Source organism: Geodermatophilus normandii (genome assembly GCF_003182485.1).
Lineage (GTDB): Bacteria > Actinomycetota > Actinomycetes > Mycobacteriales > Geodermatophilaceae > Geodermatophilus > Geodermatophilus normandii.
Genome location: NZ_QGTX01000001.1, coordinates 3,009,509 through 3,027,432, shown reverse-complemented (window position 1 = coordinate 3,027,432; position 17,924 = coordinate 3,009,509). Strand labels below are relative to the sequence as shown.

The window sequence follows — 17,924 nt, the reverse complement described above, 5'->3', positions numbered from 1 at the left end:
TGGTGCGGGAACGGATGCGGTCACGCCGACGGCCGTCAGACGCCCACGGCGTGGAAGCCGCCGTCGACGTGCACGATCTCGCCGGTGGTGGCGGGGAACCAGTCCGACAGCAGGGCGACGACGGCCTTGCCGGCGGGCTCGGTGTCGGTGACCGACCAGCCCAGCGGGGCGCGGCCCTCCCAGGCCTCCTCGAACTGGGCGCTGCCGGGGATCGACTTCATCGCCATGCTGCGCAGCGGCCCGGCCGCGACGATGTTGGACCGCACGCCCTCGGGGCCGAGCTCGCGGGCCACGTAGCGGCTGACGGACTCCAGGGCGGCCTTGGCCGCGCCCATCCAGCCGTAGACCGGCCAGGCGACGGAGGCGTCGAAGGTCAGCCCGACGACCGAGGACGGGTTGGCCAGCAGCGGCCGGCAGGCCTGGGCGAGCGAGGCGTAGGACCAGGACGACACCTGGAACGCCGTCGCCGCGTGCTCCCAGGCGACCTCGGGGAAGCCCTCCCCCATCGCCTCCTGCGGCGCGAAGCCGATGGAGTGGACGACGCCGTCGAGGGAGTCGCCGACGTGCTCGCGCAGCCGGTCGGCCAGCGTGGCCAGGTGCTCGGTGTCGGTGACGTCGAGCTCGACGACCGGCGCCTCCTGCGGCAGCCGCTTGGCGATCCGCTGGCACAGCGACAGCGCCCGCCCGAAGTTGGACAGGACGACGGTGGCGCCCTGCTCCTGGGCGATCCGCGCGGTGGCGAAGGCGATCGACGCCTCGGTCAGCACGCCGGTGACGAGGACCTTCTTGCCCTCGAGGATCCCGCTCATCAGTGCCCCATCCCCAGTCCGCCGTCGACCGGGACGACCGCCCCGGTGACGTAGCCGGCCGCGTCGCTCGCCAGGAAGCGGACGACGGCGGCGATCTCGTCTGCCTCGGCGTACCGGCCCAGCGGCACCTGCCCGAGGATCTCCTGCTGCCGCTTCTCCGGCAGCTCCGCGGTCATGTCGGTGCGCACGAACCCCGGCGCGACGACGTTCGCGGTGACGTTGCGGCTGCCGAGCTCGCGGGCGATCGAGCGGGCGAGCCCGACCAGGCCGGCCTTGCTCGCCGCGTAGTTGGTCTGGCCGGCCGAGCCGAGCAGCCCGACGACCGAGCTGACGAAGACCATGCGGCCCTTCCGCGCGCGGACCATCTTCGGCGCCGCGCGCCGGGCGACCCGGTAGGCGGCGGTGAGGTTGGCGTCGAGGACGTCGGTGAAGTCGTCCTCCTTCATCCGCATGAGCAGCCCGTCGCGGGTGATGCCGGCGTTGCTCACCAGCACCTCGACCGGGCCCTGGTGCTCCTCGACCTCGGTGAACGCGCGGTCGACGGCGTCGGCGTCGGTGACGTCGCACTGCACGCCGAACAACCCCTCGGGGGCGCCGCTGCCGCGGTGCGTGACCGCCACCGCGTCACCCTGCTCGGCGAAGGAGCGGGCGATGGCCAGCCCGATCCCCCGGTTGCCGCCGGTCACCAGCACCGACCTGCCCACGCTCGACCCCCTGGCTCCCGGCGACGTCGTCCGGTGCCGAACCTAGTCGCTGGACGCCGGTCACACCTGGCCGCGGTCGGCCGCCTCCCGCAGCACCGCGGCCACCTCGGGGGTCGCGGCGTGGACACCGGCCTGCAGGAACGACTGCTGCAGGACCTCCTCGACGCGGTCGCGCGACATCATGTCCGCGCCCATGACCTGCTGCTCGGCGGCACCGGGCGTGAAGGTGACGGTGCGGATCCCGGCCGCCCGCAGCGCGCGGACCTCCCGGTCCATCTGCCGCTGTGAGTGGCGGCGCATCGCCGCCGTGAAGTCCTGACGCCAGCCCGGCGACCCGCTCATCGGGGCCACGACGACGGCGAGGCCGACGCCCGCGCTGCGCAGCACGGCGGCGTTGGTGGCCGAGTGCACGCCGCCGTCGACGTAGGTGTGCCGCCCGATCCGGACCGGCGCGAAGTACCCCGGCACGGCGCACGAGGCGGCGACGGCCAGGTGGACCGGCGCCGGCGGCGCCCCCGGCCGGCCGAAGACGACGCGGCGCCCGTCCCGCCGGCGCACCGTCGTGATCCACAGGTCGCGCTCGGGCCAGGTGGGCCCCTCGACCTCGCGGAGGGCGCCGAGCTGGGACACGATGTCGTGCCGGCCGGGGGCCAGCAGCGTCATGCCGGCGGCCAGCGGGCGGAACCGCCACGGCCGGGCCAGCGCCCGCGCCACCAGCGGCGGGCCGGGCAGCCGCATCGGCCGGCGGAACACCGACAGCGGCTTGAACGGGGCGAGCTCGGGGACGTCGGTGGCGGCCAGCGTCTCCAGGACGTCGCCCTCGCCGGACAGCGGGGCCTTGACCGTCCACGCCGCCAGGTCCTCCGGGGAGACGCCGGCCCGCAGCAGGGTGCCGGTGATCGACCCCGCGGAGGTGCCGACGACGACGTCGGCGGTCCGGGCGTCGAACCCCGTGTCGTGCTGCAGCACCGCCAGCACGCCGGCGTGGTACGCCTGCCCGACGACGCCGCCCCCACCCAGCACCAGACCCACCCGGACCACGGTCCGAGCCTGCCATGCCCGGTCCGGCCCGGCGCGCCCCGGCCGCCCTGCCCCTAGGCTCCCGGGATGTTCCTCCTCTTCGGGTTCGGCACCAAGCAGCAGCACCTGGGCCCCGGGGAGGTCCGCACCTGCCCGCGGTGCGGCAACACCACCCAGTGGGCGCGGATCCGCCAGTTCCGCCAGTTCACGGTGTTCTTCGTGCCGCTCGCCCGGTGGGGACGCCACCGGCTGGAGGTCTGCGGCGTCTGCGGCACCGCCGTCGAGGTCTGAGGCTCACCCCGGCAGCGCGTCGAGGGTCGCCGCACCGATCCGCAGGGGCAGCGCCCGCGGGCCGCGGATCTGGCCGGTCGACCACCGCACCGCTGCGGGGTCGGCGAGGGTGAACTCCGGCACCCGGTCCAGCCAGACGTCGAGCGCCACCCGCAGCTCCATCCGCGCCAGGTGCGACCCGACGCAGCGGTGGATGCCCAGGCCGAAGGCGGCGTGCCGGTTGACCTTGCGGTCGATGAGCACCTCGTCGGCCCGCTCGAACTGCGCGGGGTCGCGGTTGGCCGCCGGGAAGCTCAGCAGCACCCAGTCCTCGGCCTTCATCTGCACGCCGCGCCAGGTGACGTCCTCCGTGACCAGCCGCGCCATGGTCACCGGGGCGTAGGCCCGCAGGAACTCCTCGACCGCGGTGGGTCGCAGCCCTGGCTCGGCGACCAGCCGGCGCCGGTCCTCCGGGTGCCCGGCCAGGTGCCACAGCGAGGCGCCGATCGCGCTCCAGGTGGTGTCGATCCCGGCGATGAGCAGCAGCGCCATGGTGCCGGCGACGTGCGCGGGCTCGAGCTTGCGGCCGTACAGCTCGGCCTCGAGCAGGTAGCTGGTCAGGTCCTGGCGGGGGTGCTGGAGGTGGTCGCGGATCTGGTCGAGCAGGTACTCGAACAGGTGGCTGCTGCGCGCGAGGCGCTCCTCGGGCGGCAGGTCGATGCCCTCCAGCGCGTTCTCGACGAAGCGGGCGAACTGCGGCCCGTCCCCGGGTGGGAACCCGAGCACGTCGGCGATGACCCGCACCGGGACGTGCTGGGCGTAGTCGGCGGCCGCGTCGACGACGTCCCGGCCGGCGAACCCGTCGACCAGCGAGGCGCAGAACGCGCGGGTGCCCTCCTCCTGCCGGCTCACCGCGCTCTTGGTGAACGCCGGCAGCAGGAGCTTGCGGGCGTCGTGGTGGAACGGCGGGTCCGAGGAGATCGGCGGGGCGCCGCCGACGGGCGCGAGGTCGCGCGGCGGCCGGAAGTTGCCCGCGATGATCGCCCGCGAGGAGAAGTGGTCGGTGTCGTAGGCGACCGCGGCGACGTCCTCGTAACGGGTCGGCAGCCACGCCCCGCCGAAGCGCTCGGTGTGCGCGACCGGGCACCGCTGCCGCAGGTCGTCCCAGATGCCGATGGCGCCCTGCGCCCACTCCTCCTCGGTGTGCGAGAAGTCGGTGGCCCAGTCGGTGACGGGACCGCTGCGCACCTCGCTGAACGTGCCGAGGGCGGGGTCCGAGCGCAGCGTGTCCGCGTCGGAGAACGAGCGGCCGTCGACGGTCACCGCGCGGCCTCCTCGAACACGAGCACCGCGGACTCGGGGCAGTTGTCGGCGGCGAGGTGGGCGTCGTCCTCGAGGTCGGCCGGCACCTGCCCGCCCGGGGCGAGGAGGGTCGCGTAGCCCTCGTCGTCGGCGCCGAAGAGGTCCGGCGCGAGGTCGTAGCAGCGGCCGTGCCCCTGGCACAGCGACGGGTCGATCGAGATCCTCATGGACGGCTCCCCGGGGCGTCGGCGGTGCGGGCGGGCGCGAGGCCGGCGACGGGGCGGGCGACGAGTGCCGTCCACTCCGCGTCGTCGACCGGGTCCACGTCGGGACCGACGAGCGCGGTCCCGGCGGCGAGCAAGAGGCACAGGTGGGCGACGGCGTGCGGCGACGGCGCGGCGTCGATCCCGCCGTCGGCCCGGCCGCGGCGCACCGTGTCGGCGAGCCACGCGGCGCGCTCCTGCACGGGGGCGCGGACCAGCGGGACGACGTCGTCGTCGCGGCGGACGGCGACCAGCCGCCGGCGGTGCACCCACGGGGCGTCGGCGGGCAGGGTCGCGCGCGAGCCGGAGTGCGCGGGGAGGGCGCCGTCGCCCGGTCCGGCGGCCTCCACGAGGTCGGGCACGCCGGTGCCCGCGGAACCCCGGCGGGCGAGGACGTCGGCGGTCCGCGGCAGCCGCTCGCGCGTGTCCGCCGCGGTCGAAGCCCGGGTGCGACCCACGTCACGGATCGGACAGCGGTCCGGTTCCCCTCGTCAAGGGGTGCGGGCCGGTCGGGCGGCCCGGCACCGCCATTCCGCTCGGAACCGTTCCGTCCACACAGAGCGAGGACGCGCCCGGAGGCGGTTGACGCCTCCCGGCGCCCCCGCTTGCGTGCAGGGACCGGGCGCCGGGGAGCGGCGTCCCGACTGGGGGAGCATGCATGCCGATCTGGACGGTGCGGATTCCGGAGGGCCGTGACGAGGTGGTCGAGGCCGACCTCCTGACCACGGAGGGCGGCTCGCTCGTCGCCCTGTCGGAGGACGGCCTCCTCCTGCGGGCCTGGGCACCGGGTCAGTGGCGGACGGTGGGACACCTGCCCGGCACTGACCCCGGCCCGGCGGGCACGCCGGAGCGGCACCGCGAGGTCGTGGTCGGGCTCCCCCGCCCCTGACCCCTGGCGGGACGGGGCTCCCGGCGGAGGCGCGGGGCCTCAGCCGCGGCGGGCGCGCACCGCCCCGGCCAGCTCGGCCAGCATGTCCTCGGTGGTGGCCGGGTCGACGCAGGAGTCGGTGACGCTCAGGCCGTACTCCAGCCGCTCGGGGTGCCGCTGGTCGAGGTCCTGCCGGCCCGCGACGAGGTGGCTCTCGATCATCACCCCGCGGATCGCGGACTCCCCGCCGGCGACCTGCCCGGCCAGGTCGCGCACGACGCCGGGCTGGCGGCGGTGGTCCTTGAGGCTGTTGCCGTGCGAGGCGTCGACGACGACGACCTCGGGCAGCCCGCGCGCCGCGAGCCTCCGCCTGGTCTCCGCCACGTGCGCGGCGGAGTAGTTGGGGCCGTCCTTGGCGCCGCGGAGGATGACGTGGCCGGTGTCGTTGCCGGTGGTCGACAGCTGCGCGGACACGCCGTGGGCGTCGACGCCGAGGAACTCGTGCGGCGCCCGCGCGGTGAGCACCGCCGAGATCGCGGCGTCGATGCTGCCCTCGGGCGAGTTCTTGAAGCCGACGACCGACGAGAAGCCCGACACCCGCTCGCGCGCCGTCTGGTCGGTGACGTTGCGGGCACCGACGCCGTTGTAGGTGACCAGGCCGTTGACGTACTGCGGCGTGAGGGCGTTCAGCGGCTCGGCCGCGACCGGCACGCCGAGGTCGGTGATGCGGGCCATGAGCATGCGGGTGGCCACGAGCCCGACGCTGATCCGGCTGGACCCGTCGAGGAACGGGTCGTAGGCGAAGCCCTTCCAGTCGACCTCGGTGCGCGGCTTCTCGGTGTAGGTGCGCATGAGGATCTCGAGGTCACCGCCGTGCCGCTCCCGCATGCGGGCCAGGAAGGCGGCGTACTCCAGCGCCGCGGCCGGGTCGTGGATCGAGCAGGGGCCGGCGATCACGACGAGGCGGTCGTCGTCGCCGGTGAGGATCCGGGTGACGGCGCGGCGGGCGGCTCCGGTCGTGGCGGCCGACGCCGCGGACAGCGGCACCACGGTCGCGACCGCCGCCGGGGTGACGACGACGCTCAGGCCGGTGATCCGGGCGTTGACCAGGCCGGACAGGTCGACGTCGCCGTCCGGCGCGAGGCCGAGCTGCCGGCGGACGCCGGGCAGCAGGTCCGAGAGCGTGTCGTCGATCTGGGCGTTCACCCGGGTCTGGACCTCGAGCAGCAGGTCGGCGACCCGCGCGGCCTCGTCCAGGATCTGGTCGGTGGGGATGGGGGCCTCCTCGGTGCGCGCCGGACGTCGGCCCGGCCCGCCCAGTGTGCCGGGAGCGCCGGGCCGGTCCTGTCACACCCCGGGAGCAGCATCGGCGCATGAGGACACCGCGGCGCGTGCAGCTGTCCCGGGCCCGCGGCTGGCGCAAGCCGCCCGGCACCGTCGTCGTCGCCCGGCCGTCGCGCTGGGGCAACCCGTTCCGGGTCGGCGGGACCTACATGTGGCCGGCCGGCTGTGACGACGACGGCGAGGACGGCACCGGCTGGCCCCTGCCCACCTCCCGCGAGCCCGGTGTCCACGACGACGGCGTCCGCGTGGTCCGCTGTCCCGACCGGGCCACCGCCGTCGCGTGGTACCGCCGGTGGGCGGGGAGCGCCCACGCCGGGCAGGCCCGCCTGCTGCTCGCCGGCCGGGACCTGGCGTGCTGGTGCCCGGTCGACGAGCCGTGCCACGCCGACGTGCTCCTCGAGATGGCGAACCGGGCACCCGTCCTGCGGTAGCACGGCGCTCCACCGGCCCCGCCCGCGGGCGGGTGTGCGCTCCCGCGCGCGGGGTATCCGTCCACGGCGCGGTCAGGGGTCCAAGGACGGCCGAGACGCCGCGCCCTGTCGTCCTGACGACCCGGATCCGACCCCGGCCCCGCTCCCCGGCGCCGCGCCGGTCCGGGCGGGACCGTCGGTCCCGGCCGGGACAGTCGGGAGGTCCCCATCCCGCTCGCACCGCTGCGTCCGCGCCTCACCGCGCCGCCCCGTCCCGGCGGCCTGCGGACCCGACCCGTGGTCGTCGCGCGGCTCGCGGTCCTCCTCCTCGTCCTCGCCGCCGCCTGGTGCCACGGGCTCCCCACGGCCGACGCCCGCGGCCACCACCTGCGACCGGGCCCGCCGGGAGGCGTCTACCCGCTGGCGACCGACCGGGGCCTGGCGCTCGACCCGTGGGGCTTCGTCGCGCGGCAGTGCACCTCGTACGCGGCCTGGTACCTCAACGCACGAGGGGTGCCCTTCGGCCTGCTCACCCGCGGACCGGCGGGGAACGGGCTGTTCACCTCCGCCGGGAGCTGGGACGACGCCGCGCTCGCGGCCGGCTTCCCCGTCCGGTCCACGCCGGCCGTCGGCAGCATCGCCCAGTGGAACCCGGGGGAGCGCTCCCCCGAGGCACCGTGGGGCGCGCCCTGGGGAGCGGCCCGGGAGGCCGGCGGCTACGGCCACGTCGCGGTGGTCCAGGACGTCCTGCCGAACGGATCGGTCCTGGTCAGCGAGTACGACGGCGAGGACGGCACCTTCCACGAGAGGGTCACCCGCGCGCCGCGGTACCTCTACGTCGGGCTCCCCGGGGACGCGGCGGCACCGTCCGCGCGCGCGGGGCGGCCCGGGGCGGCCGCCGCGGCGGGCCCGGACACCGGAGGCTGACGCGCAGCGGTCCGGATCCGGCCCCCGGCGGCCTGGGATGGTCGGGGTCCCCCGACCGACCGCAGGAGGCGCCGTGACCGGAGGCAGGAGCCGCTCCCTCGCCGAGGTGTACCGGCGGTTCGGGCAGGGCGAGGCCGCCGGGACCTCCCCGCTGCACGGGCGCGTCGCCGTCGCCCTCGGGCAGTCCGACGAGGCACTGCGCGCCCTCGCGGCGGTGCCGGCGCGCCGGCGGCAGCCCGCGTTGGTCCTCGCCGCGCTGCACGACCTCGCCCTCGCCGGGCGCGCCCCGGCGCTCGCCGCGGCCTACGCCGCGGCGGACGGCGACGCCGCCGCCGGCGCGGCGGTCGACACGCTGGTCCGGATGGCCGAGGCGGTCGCGGCGACCGCCGCCTCCCGGCGGCCGCGTCCCGACGAGACCGGACGCTGCGCCGTGCTGTACCCGGCGATCGCCGAGGCGGCGCGCCGGGCCGGCGCGGACGCGGTCGGGCTGGTGGCCGTCGGCTGTCCGGCCGGTCTCGACCTCACCGTCGACCGCGTCGGCATCACCTACGGCGACGGCCCGACGCTGGGCGACCCGTCGTCCCCCGTGCAGCACTCGTGCGCCACCGTGGGCGCCCGGCCCGTCCCGGAGCGGGCGGTGCCCGAGGTGGTCACCCGGATCGTGGTCGACGTCGACCCGCTGGACGTCACCGATCCGGACGACGCCCGGTGGCTGCGCGCCTGCCTGCCGCCGGACCGGCCGGAGGAGCGCGCGCGGCTCGACGCGGAGATGGCGCTGGCGGCGACGGCCCCTCCCCTGCTGCTGCGGGGCGACGCCGTCGAGGTGCTGCCCGACGCCCTCGCCCGGGTGCCCGCCGGCGCCCTGCCCGTCGTCACGACGACGTGGGCGCTATCGCGGTCGGAGCCCGCGAGCCGGCTGCGCCTCCTGCAGCGCCTCGACGAGGCGGCGACCGGCCGGCCGGTGGCGTGGGTGTCCGCGGAGGGGGTCGGCGTGGCGCCGGCCGTCCCGACGCTGGGCGACCGCCGCGCGTCGGGGCACAGCATCGTCGGGGTGGTGGTGTCCGGGCACTCGACCCTGCACGCCGAGGCCGTCGGCCGCTGCTGGTCCCGGGGCCGCCTGCTGGCCTGGCTGGCCGGCGCCTGACGCCCTCCCGGGGCGGGGCCGGTGTGGCGCCCGGGGCGCGTGGGGCGCGGCGCCGCCCCCGTGGAGGCGGGGTGCGCACGATGGAGGCGTGACCGCCCGACCGGACGCCGTCGCCGCGCTGCCGGCGGCTCCCGGCGTGTACCGCTTCCGGGACGACGCCGACCGCGTGCTCTACGTCGGCCGCGCCGGGGAGCTGCGCCGCCGCGTCGGCTCCTACTGGGGCGACCTGCGCGACCGTCGCCACCTGCGGCAGATGGTGGCGCGGGTCGCCCGGATCGAGGCGCTGGTCTGCGACTCCGCCCACGAGGCGGCGTGGGCCGAGCGCAACCTGCTCGAGCGGTCGCTCCCCCCGTGGAACCGGATCGCCGGCGGCCTGGAGGTCCCCGTCGGCATCCGGCTGGACCCCTCTCCGGAGGCGCCGGGCCTCGCCGTCGTCCCCGAGCACCGGCCGGCGCCCGGCGTCCGTGTCTTCGGTCCCTACCTCGGCCGCCGCAAGGTGCGGCTGGCGGTCTCCGGACTGGACCGCGTGTACCCGCTCGGCTCCGCCGGCCCGCCCCCAGCGCGGGCGCGCGGGAGCTGGCGCGGCTGCGCGGCGCGCGGGACACCCTCGTCGCGGAGCTCGCCGCGGCGGTGACCTCCGTGCTCGACCGCGAGCCCGCCGCAGTGGCCGCGGCGCTGGCGGCGCTGACCGCCCGGCGGGACGCCGCGGCCCGGGCGCAGGCCTACGAGGCGGCCGCCAGGATCCAGGAGGAGATCGGGGCCCTCGAGTGGGTGGTCGCGCCGCAGCGGGTCACCGCGCCCGGTGGGGAGGCCGACGAGGACGTCACCGGCTGGACGGGCGACGTCCTGGTGCGGCTGCGCATCCGGCGCGGCCGGGTGCGGGGCTGGGAGCAGGAGGCCTGCGCCCGCGCGACGGCCGGCACCCGTGCGCCGGCCGGGTGGGGACCGTTCCTGCGTCGCAACGCCGACCTGGCCGCACGGCTGACCGCGCTGCCCGTCGGCTGAGCCACGGACGGTCAGACGCGGTCGCCCGTCCGGTCCTCCGCCTGCTCCTCCCCCGCCGACGCCGCCCGGCTGGCCAGCAGCGTGAGGCCGTCCTCCGACGGTGACCCCGGGACGGCGGTGCAGACGGTCAGGCGCAGGTCCGCGCCGTCCTCGGCGCGCACCCGGTCATCGAGGCCGTCGGCACGCAGGAGTCGATGACGCAGGCCATCCGGGCCATCGACCCGGACCGCGTCTTCGCCCTGGAGCTGCCGCTCGATCAGGCCGCCGAGAGCCACCGCGCCATGGACGAGCGGCGCGCGGTCAAGACGCTCCTGCGTCGCTGGGGAGCTGACCCTCACCCTGCTGTCCCCGCTGGCCGCGCCCACGGTGGTGCTCGTCGCGCTGCTCGGCCTCGTGGGCATCAGCGCCGACCCGGTGCTGTCCGCGCTGGCCGTCCGGTTCGCCGGCGTGGCGCCCACCCTGGGGGTGGCGGTGTCGGTCGCGGCGTACGACCTCGGCACCGCGGCCGGCTCCGGGCTGGCCGGGCGGACCCTCGGCTCCGGCCTCGGTGCGGCCGGCCCGGCTGCGGTGGGCACCGTCCTCGCCGTGCTCCCCTGGTCCCCGCCGTCGCCCTCGCCCGCCGGCGGACGGCGGACGGCGTAGCGGAACCGGCGGTGCCCGGGACCTGTCGGTCGTGGTCCGACGGGGGCATGCTCGCAGCGATGAACGTCGATGCCGACCGCCGCTCCCCGCCGTGCGTCCTGGTGATCTTCGGCGCCTCCGGTGACCTCACCGCCCGCAAACTGCTGCCCGCACTCGAGCGGCTGGCCGGCTACGGGGCCCTGCCTGCCGAGGTCGCGCTGGTCGGCGTCGCCCGCACCCCCATGAGCGACGCCGAGTTCGGGGACCTGTGCCGGCGCAGCGTGTCCGGGGAGGACCACCCGCGCTGGCGGGACCTCACGTCGGCGGCCCGCTACGTCCACGGCGACTACGACGACCCGGCCACCCACCAGCGCCTGGCCGAGGTGCTGGCCGAGTGCGACCACCGGCACGGGACGGCCGGGAACCGGGTGTACTACCTCGCCACGCCGCCCCGCCTGTTCGGGCCCATCGCGACGAGCCTGGGCAAGGCCGGGCTGTCGGTGCCCGCCGGCGACGGCTTCGTCCGCGCGGTCGTCGAGAAGCCGTTCGGCTGGGACGAGGCCAGCGCCCGGGAGCTCTACGCGGAGCTGTCGTCGGCGTTCACGGAGGAGCAGATCTTCCGGATCGACCACTACCTGGCCAAGGAGACCGTGCAGAACCTGCTCGCGCTGCGGTTCGCCAACTCGATCTTCGAGCCCATCTGGAACCGCACGTGGGTGGACAACGTGCAGATCACCGTGGCCGAGACCCTGGGCGTCGGCGAGCGCGGCGGCTTCTACGAGACCACCGGCGCCATGCGCGACATCGTCCAGAACCACGTCCTGCAGGTCCTGTCGCTCTTCCTCATGGAGCCACCGACCTCGTTCCACCCGGAGGCGATCCGCGACGAGAAGGTGAAGCTGCTGCGCGCCATCCAGCCGCTGGACGAGGAGGCGGAGATCGCGGCGAACGCGGTGCGCGGGCAGTACACCCGCGGCGGCACGCGCGAGGACCTGATGCCCGGCTACCGCGACGAGCCCGGCGTCGACCCGCTGAGCGCGACCGAGACCTTCGTGGCGATGCGGCTGGAGGTGCAGAACTGGCGGTGGACCGGCGTGCCGGTCTACGTGCGCACGGGCAAACGGCTGCCGGCACGGCTCACCGAGGTGGCCATGGAGTTCCGCCGCCCGCCGCAGCTCCCGCTGTTCCCCGGACGGGGGCAGGGGCTGGAGCCCGACGCCCTGGTCGTGCGCGTGCAGCCCGACGAGGGGCTGAGCCTTCGCTTCGGCGCCAAGGTGCCCGGACACGCCTTCCGCGTGCAGAAGGCGTCCATGGACTTCTCCTACGAGAGCTTCGACGAGCAGTCCCCCGACGCCTACGAGCGGGTCATCCTCGACGCCCTGATCGGCGATCCCACCCTGTTCATCCGCGCCGACGAGGTCGGGCGGTCCTGGCGCATCGTCGACCCGGTCATGCGCTACTGGGCCGCCGACGAGCGACCCATCCCGCTCTACCAGGCGGCCACGTGGGGCCCGCCGGAGGCCGACTCGCTGATCGCCCGCGACGGCCGGAGCTGGCGCCACTCCTCCTGACCGTCCCGGACGGGGCGCCCCTCCTCAGCGACCGACGGTGAGCACGGTCAGGTAGCCGGCCAACCCGAGGACGAGGCACCCGGCGATGGCCCAGGCGTAGGAGCCGGTGGCGTCGACCGCCGCGCCGGCGAGCGGAGCGCCCACCGCCGATCCGATCCCCGCGCTCGTGTAGAGCACGCCCAGCAGCCCGCCGAGCCGCGTGGTGCCGAAGCGCTCGGCGACGACGGCCGGGCCGAGGGCGACGAAGCCCCCGTAGCCGACGCCCAGCACGACGGCGAACGTGACGAGCACGCCGTACCCGCCGTCGAGGGCCCACAGCGCGAAGCTCGCGCCCATGGTCAGGAAGCACCACTGGAAGGCGCGCAGCGCCCCCGTCCTCGCCGCGACCACCCCGAGCACCAGGCGGCCGGCGGTGCTCGCCGCGCCGATCACCCCCACCAGCGCCGCCGCCGCGACCCGCTCGGCGCCGGCCTCCTCCGCGTACCCGGGCAGGTGCACGAACGGCACGAACAGCGCGACGGACAGCAGGCCCGACGCCAGGTAGATCCGCCGGTAGTCCCGGTTGCGCACCGCCTCCCCGAGCGTCAGCGCCGCGGGCCCGGGGGTCACCGGCGGTGGGGCCACCACCAGGGCGCAGACCACGAGCACGGCCGCGCCGGCCGCCCCGAGCACGAGGTGGGTGTCCCGCCACCCCAGGGCGTCGATCAGCGCGGCGGCCAGCGGCGCGACGGTGAGGGTGCCCAGGCCGATCCCGGTCACCGCCACCCCGATCGCGAGCGTGCGCCGCCGCTCGAACCAGCCGCTGACGACGGCCACCATCGGGACGTAGGCGCAGGCCACACCGATGCCGACGCCCAGGCCGTAGGTGACCAGCCCGATCCACAGCTCGCCCGCCTGCGAGGTCGCCGCCAGCCCCGCGCCGAGCGCGACCGCACCCACCAGCAGCACCCGCCGGGGGCCGTAGCGGTCCACCGCGACGCCGCTGAGGGCGCCGAGGCCGAAGTACGTGAGCGACGTCAGGGCGAAGAACGTCGACGTGGCGCCGCGGCCGGCGCCGAACTCCTCGGCCATCGGCTCCAGGAAGGCGCCGAAGGAGTAGGCGATCCCGAACGAGGCGAACACCGCCGCGAACGCCGCGGCCACCATGACCCAGCTCCGGGCCGAGTCGACCGACGCCGCGGGCCGCATGCCGGAGGACGATACGAGGCCGCCTGCACGACCGGCCTCCGGCCACGGCAGGCGGCCCCCCGCCGGCGGCCGTACGTGGCGAGCGCCGCCCCCGCACGCCGCTCGGGGATCCGATCACCGCGCCCGAGGGCGAGGCCCGCACTCCGTCCCTCCCCACCGGAACCGACGCGGGGCACGACGGCGGCGGTGGGCTGACCGGCGCCGTCGTGGTCGTGGCCCTGGTGTCGGCCATCTCGGGACCGCTCCACGGCCACGACACGGGGATCGTCTCCGGGGCGCTGCAGGTCAGCGGCGGGTTCGGCACCGGCCGCAGCCTCGAGCAGATCGAGAACGGGCTGTCCGCGGGGCGCTTCGCCCGCGGAGTCCGCCGAGAGGCGCTGGAGTCCGCCCCCGGGACGGGAGCGGTCAGCCCGTGTCCGTCAGGGACCGCGGTCCACCCCGTCCCAGGTGGTGCAGCAGCGTCGCGGCCTCGTCCGTGATGATCGCGTCGACCCCGAGGGACGACGCGAAGTGCATGTCGCGGGGGCGGTTGACGACCCACACGTGGACCTGCAGACCGGCCCGGTGCAGTCGTGCGACCAGGCCCGGGTCGTGGCGCAGCAGCGCGAGGGACGGGCCGATGGCGGTACCCGCGGGGAGGGCCGGCCGCGGCCGCGACCGCGACCGCGACCGCGACCGCGGGAGCACCTGGCGGACCAGGTGCACGGTGGGGAGGTCCGGCGCCAGGACACGGACCCGCCGCAGCGCCGTCGGCGAGAAGCTCATGACCCGGACCGCCGGACGTCCCGACCACTCGAGCGGACGCCCGCCGGAGAGCAGCCCGAACCTCCGGAGACTCGTCAGCAGGGCCACCTCGACCTGCCCGGCGTGGCGGGTCGGGTGCTTGGTCTCGATCGCCAGGCGCACCCGCCCCGGCGAGGCCGTCACGTAGTCCAGCAGCCGGTCCAGGGTGAGCACCCGTCCGGCGTCCTCGTCGGCCTCCACGTCGTCGTCCGTGACCGCGGGACGCGACGGGCGGCCCCGGATCCCGGCACGCCGGGGGCGCCGGTGGACGACGCGGTGCCGCTCCAGCTCGGCGAGGTCCAGCGCCGACACCACACCGCGGCCCGTGGACGTCCGGTTGATGCGGCGGTCGTGCACGCACACCAGCACGCCGTCGCGGGTCATCCGGACGTCGCACTCCACGGCGTCCGCCCCGAGGGCCAGCGCCTGCTGGTAGGCGGCGAGGGTGTGCTCGGGGGCCTCCGCCGAGACGCCGCGGTGCGCCACGACCTCGATCTCGGACGGCGCGCGCGGCGGCAGGCTCACGACGCCCTCGCCGCGGCCGTACCGGTCCCGGTACGGGACACGCGATCTCCTCGAACGGTCCGGGCACCGGGCGCGAGCACCGGGTCGCCGTCGTCCGGCGGCAGGACACGTCCCGCCACCGCTGACCGCGCCTACTACCCGGCGCCCGCCACGCGACACCTGCACCGGTCGCCCGGCTGCGCGCCCGGGAGCAGGCGCGCGACGGGCTGACGGCTCCCACGCCGCCCCGCGAGGTGGTGGGCGGCGGCACGGCCACGTCCTCCGGGCTACCGGCGCTCCCCGCCGGTCGGCAGCTCCCAGCGCCAGACGGCGCCGGCGTCGGGGTCCGTGACCTCGGCGGTGCGGTGGAACCCCAGACGCCGGAGGACCGCCGTCGAGGGGTTCTCCTCGGCGAGGGTGTGAGCGACCACCAGGGTCACTCCGCGGGCGGTGGCGATGTCGATCCACCGGCGGGCGGCCTCGGTGGCGTGGCCCCGCCCGCGGTGGGCCGGAGCGATGCTGTAGCCGATCTCGACCGCTCCGTCGGTGGGTGGACCGGCGAAGCCGCCCATGCCGACGACCGTGGCCGTCGAGGGGTCGATGACCAGGTGACTGAACCACTCGGGGTCCATCCCCTCCCGGAGCGCCCGGACGGTCGCGGGGAGGGCCTCGGGGAACTGGAGGAAGCCCTCGGCCACCGAGTAGCCGGACACGCGCGAGAAGGCGTCACCCCCCTCGGCCAGCGCCTCCGCGCGGTCGAGCGTCAGGGGTTCGACGACCGTGTGCGGCGTTCCCATGGTCCTGTCCTCCGCCGAGACGAGCGACTGCCCTGAGCCGGGGGTGGAGACACTGGCGGTGACGGGTGAGGACGCCGCCGTCGAGCACGACGGCCTGGTGCGGGGTGCTCGAGCCGGCCGAGAGGACGAGCTGCCCGCCTCCCTCGACGGCGTGGACCACGTCCCGTGGCCGACCACCGCCCGTGCGGTCAGCCTCCGGGGATGGTGAGCTCCTGGCCGGCCCGGAGGAGCCCCGGGTCCGGTCCGATGACGGCCAGGTTGGCGGCGTGCAGGTCCTGCCAGCGCACGCCGTACCGGGCGGCGATCGAGCTGAGGCTGTCGCCGGGGCGCACCACGTAGCTGGTCCCCCCAGCCTCCGACGACGACGCGTTCGTGCTCTCCTCGCCGGAGCCGCCCGCGCCGGGCACGGTGAGCCGCTGCCCCGCCCGCACGAGTCCCGGGTCCGGCCCGATGACGGCCAGGTTGGCGGCGTGCAGGTCCTGCCAGCGCACGCCGTACCGGGCGGCGATCGAGCTGAGCGTGTCACCCGGCTGCACGACGTGGGTCCCGCCGGCGCCTCCGCCGTCGCCGACCGGTGCACCCGCGCTCCCCTCGGCGTCCGTCCCCTGCCGCGGCCCCCGTCCCGCTGGGTCGGTGAAGACGTGTCCGCGAGCGACGTAGTCGGAGATGATCGGGTCCAGCGCGGCCACCGTGTTCTGCCGGTCACCGCCGCCGTCGTGCAGGAGCACGATCGGGTGGGCGCCGGCCGGTGCGGTCGCGGCGTCGACGATCTGCTGCTGGAACGCCGGGCTCCATCCCGCCGGCGTGGTCCAGTCCCGGGTGTCCAGCGTCCAGCCGACCACCGACATGCCCCTCTCCCAGGCCGGGCCGGCGATCGAGGCGCTGCGGTGGATGCCGTACGGCCCGCGGAAGAAGCAGGGAGCCGTACCCGTCGCGTCGACGATCGCCTGCGTCGTCCGCTCGATCTCCGCCACCCGGCCGGCCGGGGACAACCCGCTGAGGTCCGGGTGCGACCACGTGTGGTTGCCGATGGTGTGCCCCTCCGCGACGATCCGCCGCACGAGGTCCGGGTAGCGGGCGGCGTTGCTGCCGGTCACGAAGAACGTGGCCGTGACACCCCTGGCCCGCAGCACGTCCAGGACGGCGGGCGTGCTGTCCGGCCGCGGCCCGTCGTCGAAGGTCAGCGCGACCGTGCGGTCGGCCGTGGCGGGCGTGGCGTCCAGCACCGTGGTGATCGGCTCGGGACACGCGGCGGCCCGCGCCACCGGACCGAGGAGGAGCTGCCCGGCGCAGAGGGCCGCCACCGCGGCGGCCAGCACTCCCCACGGGCGTCGTCGTCGCGCACCGGTCGGCTGGACCCACGAGTCACTCACGGCCACTCCTCCGTTCCCCCGTGGCTGTGGTGCGGAAGCGTGACAGCACGACGGATCGAGCGCATCCCGTCGGGGCGCGAGTTCGGACCTCAGCGTCGTCGCCCGGTGCCCCGGAGCAGACGACGGCGGTTCGGGACCTGCCACGGGCGACGGCCAGCGGCTGGTCGAGGTGGGTACGGCCGGCGTGCTCAGAGGGACGGGTCGCCCTCCGGCACCTCGGTCGCGACCACCTCGGCCACCTCCGCGTCCTCGCCGGACAGCCCCTCGGCCTGCTCGTGCTCGTCGTGGAACGCCAGCCAGCGCATCCCGAGGGCCTCCCGCTGCTCGTCGTCGACGGCATCCTTGAACGGAGGGAAGAAGTCCGTCTCCTCCTCGGCCATGTGGTCGGCGTTGACCTGCCGGGCGTGGCGCACCGCCTCCCACCACGCCTCGCTGCCGACCTCGTGCTCTGCGACGGCGGCCGCGGCGTGCCGGATCTCGTTGTGGTCGTGCACACCCTCCGCCGTCTCCTGCTCGCCGTCCGCCTCCTGGGCGAGCAGCGGGTAGAACAGCTGCTCCTCGGCGACGGCGTGTACCTCGAGCTTGGCGTGCAACGCCTCCCATGCGGCGGCGAGCTCCGGGCCGGGCAGGTCCTCGAGCGCCGAGAACTCCCGCCGGAAGACCTCGTGCTCGGCCAGGACGAGGGCGGTAATCTCGAAGTCGGACACGTCGGACACCTACCCGTACCGCGGGGAGGTAGGCCGGCGGAGCAGGCCGGGGCGCTCCCCGGGCTGGGCGCCGCCGTCCACGGTCGGCCGGCCCCACGCCACAGCCTCAGCTCGTGCGTGCCGTGCAGATCGCCCGCTCCGGCGGCCCGGAGGTCCTCGACGTCGTCGACCTCCCCGACCCCGTCCCCGGCGACGGCCAGCAGCTCCACGAGGTGAGTGCCGCCGGCGTCAATCGTGCCGATACCCACCACCGGCTGTCCTGCAACTGACCTCAAGCCGCAGGAGACGCCGAGTCCGCTACCCGCGTCCTGGAG

24 protein-coding genes are annotated in these 17,924 nt (G+C 76.3%); 11 read left to right on the top strand and 13 right to left on the bottom strand.

Annotation, left to right across the window (positions count from 1 at the left end; translation table 11 throughout):
* Positions 1-35: 35 nt before the first annotated feature.
* From fabI to JD79_RS14755, 3 genes are read right to left on the bottom strand one after another with little or no spacing between them, the layout of a single operon-like run.
* Positions 36-809: an enoyl-ACP reductase FabI gene (fabI, locus tag JD79_RS14765; RefSeq protein WP_110006134.1), complete on the bottom strand. Its 774-nt coding sequence runs from the start codon at positions 807-809 to the stop codon at positions 36-38.
* The gene (gene fabG / locus JD79_RS14760) at positions 809-1,513 is read right to left on the bottom strand and encodes a 3-oxoacyl-[acyl-carrier-protein] reductase (protein ID WP_110006133.1); all 705 of its coding nucleotides are present in this window, start codon (positions 1,511-1,513) and stop codon (positions 809-811) included. The genes fabI and fabG overlap by 1 nt, the downstream gene beginning before the upstream one ends.
* Before the next feature lie 60 nt (positions 1,514-1,573).
* Positions 1,574-2,545, bottom strand: coding sequence for a patatin-like phospholipase family protein (locus JD79_RS14755; RefSeq protein ID WP_245900111.1), 972 nt, complete (start codon positions 2,543-2,545; stop codon positions 1,574-1,576).
* Between the two features lie 75 nt (positions 2,546-2,620).
* Between JD79_RS14755 and JD79_RS14750 the strand changes: the two genes are divergently transcribed.
* Positions 2,621-2,824, top strand: coding sequence for a zinc-ribbon domain-containing protein (locus JD79_RS14750; protein WP_110006131.1), 204 nt, complete (start codon positions 2,621-2,623; stop codon positions 2,822-2,824).
* 3 nt (positions 2,825-2,827) lie between these two features.
* Here JD79_RS14750 and JD79_RS14745 read toward each other — a convergent pair whose 3' ends face one another.
* The 3 genes from JD79_RS14745 to JD79_RS14735 are packed head-to-tail and all read right to left on the bottom strand — an operon-like array spanning position 2,828 to position 4,826.
* The gene (locus JD79_RS14745; RefSeq protein WP_110006130.1) at positions 2,828-4,126 is read right to left on the bottom strand and encodes a cytochrome P450; all 1,299 of its coding nucleotides are present in this window, start codon (positions 4,124-4,126) and stop codon (positions 2,828-2,830) included.
* Entirely contained in the window at positions 4,123-4,332 is a 210-nt protein-coding gene (locus JD79_RS14740; protein ID WP_110006129.1) for a ferredoxin, read from the bottom strand. The genes JD79_RS14745 and JD79_RS14740 overlap by 4 nt, the downstream gene beginning before the upstream one ends.
* The gene (locus JD79_RS14735) at positions 4,329-4,826 is read right to left on the bottom strand and encodes a hypothetical protein (RefSeq protein ID WP_110006128.1); all 498 of its coding nucleotides are present in this window, start codon (positions 4,824-4,826) and stop codon (positions 4,329-4,331) included. The genes JD79_RS14740 and JD79_RS14735 overlap by 4 nt, the downstream gene beginning before the upstream one ends.
* 200 nt (positions 4,827-5,026) lie before the next feature.
* Here JD79_RS14735 and JD79_RS14730 point away from each other — a divergent pair, with 200 nt between their 5' ends.
* On the top strand, positions 5,027-5,257 hold the full coding sequence (locus tag JD79_RS14730) for a hypothetical protein (protein WP_110006127.1): 231 nt from the start codon (positions 5,027-5,029) through the stop codon (positions 5,255-5,257).
* 39 nt (positions 5,258-5,296) lie between these two features.
* On the opposite strand, the gene JD79_RS14725 is transcribed toward JD79_RS14730, so the two are convergent.
* Positions 5,297-6,442: a 3-deoxy-7-phosphoheptulonate synthase gene (locus JD79_RS14725; RefSeq protein WP_245900110.1), complete on the bottom strand. Its 1,146-nt coding sequence runs from the start codon at positions 6,440-6,442 to the stop codon at positions 5,297-5,299.
* A gap of 167 nt (positions 6,443-6,609) precedes the next feature.
* Here JD79_RS14725 and JD79_RS14720 point away from each other — a divergent pair, with 167 nt between their 5' ends.
* The 5 genes from JD79_RS14720 (at position 6,610) to JD79_RS14700 (ending at position 10,066) form a co-directional block, all read left to right on the top strand.
* A complete protein-coding gene (locus tag JD79_RS14720) occupies positions 6,610-7,011 on the top strand; it encodes a DUF4326 domain-containing protein (protein WP_110006125.1) in 402 nt (133 codons plus the stop codon).
* A 276-nt stretch (positions 7,012-7,287) separates the two neighbouring features.
* On the top strand, positions 7,288-7,917 hold the full coding sequence (locus JD79_RS14715) for a CHAP domain-containing protein (RefSeq protein ID WP_110006124.1): 630 nt from the start codon (positions 7,288-7,290) through the stop codon (positions 7,915-7,917).
* 73 nt (positions 7,918-7,990) lie between these two features.
* A complete protein-coding gene (locus tag JD79_RS14710) occupies positions 7,991-9,061 on the top strand; it encodes a DUF2332 domain-containing protein (protein WP_245900109.1) in 1,071 nt (356 codons plus the stop codon).
* A gap of 88 nt (positions 9,062-9,149) precedes the next feature.
* Positions 9,150-9,695 (top strand): nucleotide excision repair endonuclease, encoded by a 546-nt coding sequence (locus JD79_RS14705; protein ID WP_110006122.1) that lies wholly within the window; start codon positions 9,150-9,152, stop codon positions 9,693-9,695.
* A complete protein-coding gene (locus JD79_RS14700) occupies positions 9,692-10,066 on the top strand; it encodes a hypothetical protein (protein WP_110006121.1) in 375 nt (124 codons plus the stop codon). Before JD79_RS14705 ends, JD79_RS14700 begins: the two co-directional genes overlap by 4 nt.
* Positions 10,067-10,077: 11 nt before the next feature.
* Here the strand turns inward: JD79_RS14700 and JD79_RS23095 are convergent, their stop codons facing one another.
* Entirely contained in the window at positions 10,078-10,404 is a 327-nt protein-coding gene (locus JD79_RS23095) for a hypothetical protein (RefSeq protein ID WP_146220456.1), read from the bottom strand.
* Between the two features lie 28 nt (positions 10,405-10,432).
* Here JD79_RS23095 and JD79_RS14690 point away from each other — a divergent pair, with 28 nt between their 5' ends.
* Positions 10,433-10,708 (top strand): hypothetical protein, encoded by a 276-nt coding sequence (locus tag JD79_RS14690; protein WP_211307988.1) that lies wholly within the window; start codon positions 10,433-10,435, stop codon positions 10,706-10,708.
* Between the two features lie 59 nt (positions 10,709-10,767).
* Positions 10,768-12,258 (top strand): glucose-6-phosphate dehydrogenase, encoded by a 1,491-nt coding sequence (gene zwf, locus JD79_RS14685; RefSeq protein ID WP_245900108.1) that lies wholly within the window; start codon positions 10,768-10,770, stop codon positions 12,256-12,258.
* 24 nt (positions 12,259-12,282) lie between these two features.
* Here the strand turns inward: zwf and JD79_RS14680 are convergent, their stop codons facing one another.
* The 3 genes from JD79_RS14680 to JD79_RS14665 all read right to left on the bottom strand — a co-directional run bounded on the left by JD79_RS14680 (position 12,283) and on the right by JD79_RS14665 (position 15,530).
* On the bottom strand, positions 12,283-13,446 hold the full coding sequence (locus JD79_RS14680; protein ID WP_110006118.1) for an MFS transporter: 1,164 nt from the start codon (positions 13,444-13,446) through the stop codon (positions 12,283-12,285).
* A 405-nt stretch (positions 13,447-13,851) separates the two neighbouring features.
* Positions 13,852-14,754: a glycerophosphodiester phosphodiesterase gene (locus JD79_RS14670; RefSeq protein ID WP_211307987.1), complete on the bottom strand. Its 903-nt coding sequence runs from the start codon at positions 14,752-14,754 to the stop codon at positions 13,852-13,854.
* Between the two features lie 266 nt (positions 14,755-15,020).
* Complete coding sequence (locus tag JD79_RS14665; RefSeq protein WP_110006116.1) at positions 15,021-15,530, bottom strand: GNAT family N-acetyltransferase; 510 nt, start codon at positions 15,528-15,530, stop codon at positions 15,021-15,023.
* Here JD79_RS14665 and JD79_RS22705 point away from each other — a divergent pair.
* Positions 15,529-15,738, top strand: a complete 210-nt coding sequence (locus JD79_RS22705) for a hypothetical protein (protein ID WP_110006115.1) — start codon at positions 15,529-15,531, stop codon at positions 15,736-15,738. The two genes, JD79_RS14665 and JD79_RS22705, sit on opposite strands and share 2 nt — an antisense overlap.
* On the opposite strand, the gene JD79_RS14655 is transcribed toward JD79_RS22705, so the two are convergent.
* A complete protein-coding gene (locus JD79_RS14655) occupies positions 15,719-16,903 on the bottom strand; it encodes a polysaccharide deacetylase family protein (RefSeq protein ID WP_170149214.1) in 1,185 nt (394 codons plus the stop codon). The genes JD79_RS22705 and JD79_RS14655 overlap by 20 nt on opposite strands.
* 188 nt (positions 16,904-17,091) lie before the next feature.
* Positions 17,092-17,610, bottom strand: a complete 519-nt coding sequence (locus JD79_RS14650; RefSeq protein ID WP_170149213.1) for a hemerythrin domain-containing protein — start codon at positions 17,608-17,610, stop codon at positions 17,092-17,094.
* Between the two features lie 113 nt (positions 17,611-17,723).
* Between JD79_RS14650 and JD79_RS14645 the strand changes: the two genes are divergently transcribed.
* A complete protein-coding gene (locus JD79_RS14645; RefSeq protein WP_110006112.1) occupies positions 17,724-17,879 on the top strand; it encodes a Zn-dependent oxidoreductase in 156 nt (51 codons plus the stop codon).
* The last annotated feature ends 45 nt before the right edge of the window (positions 17,880-17,924 follow it).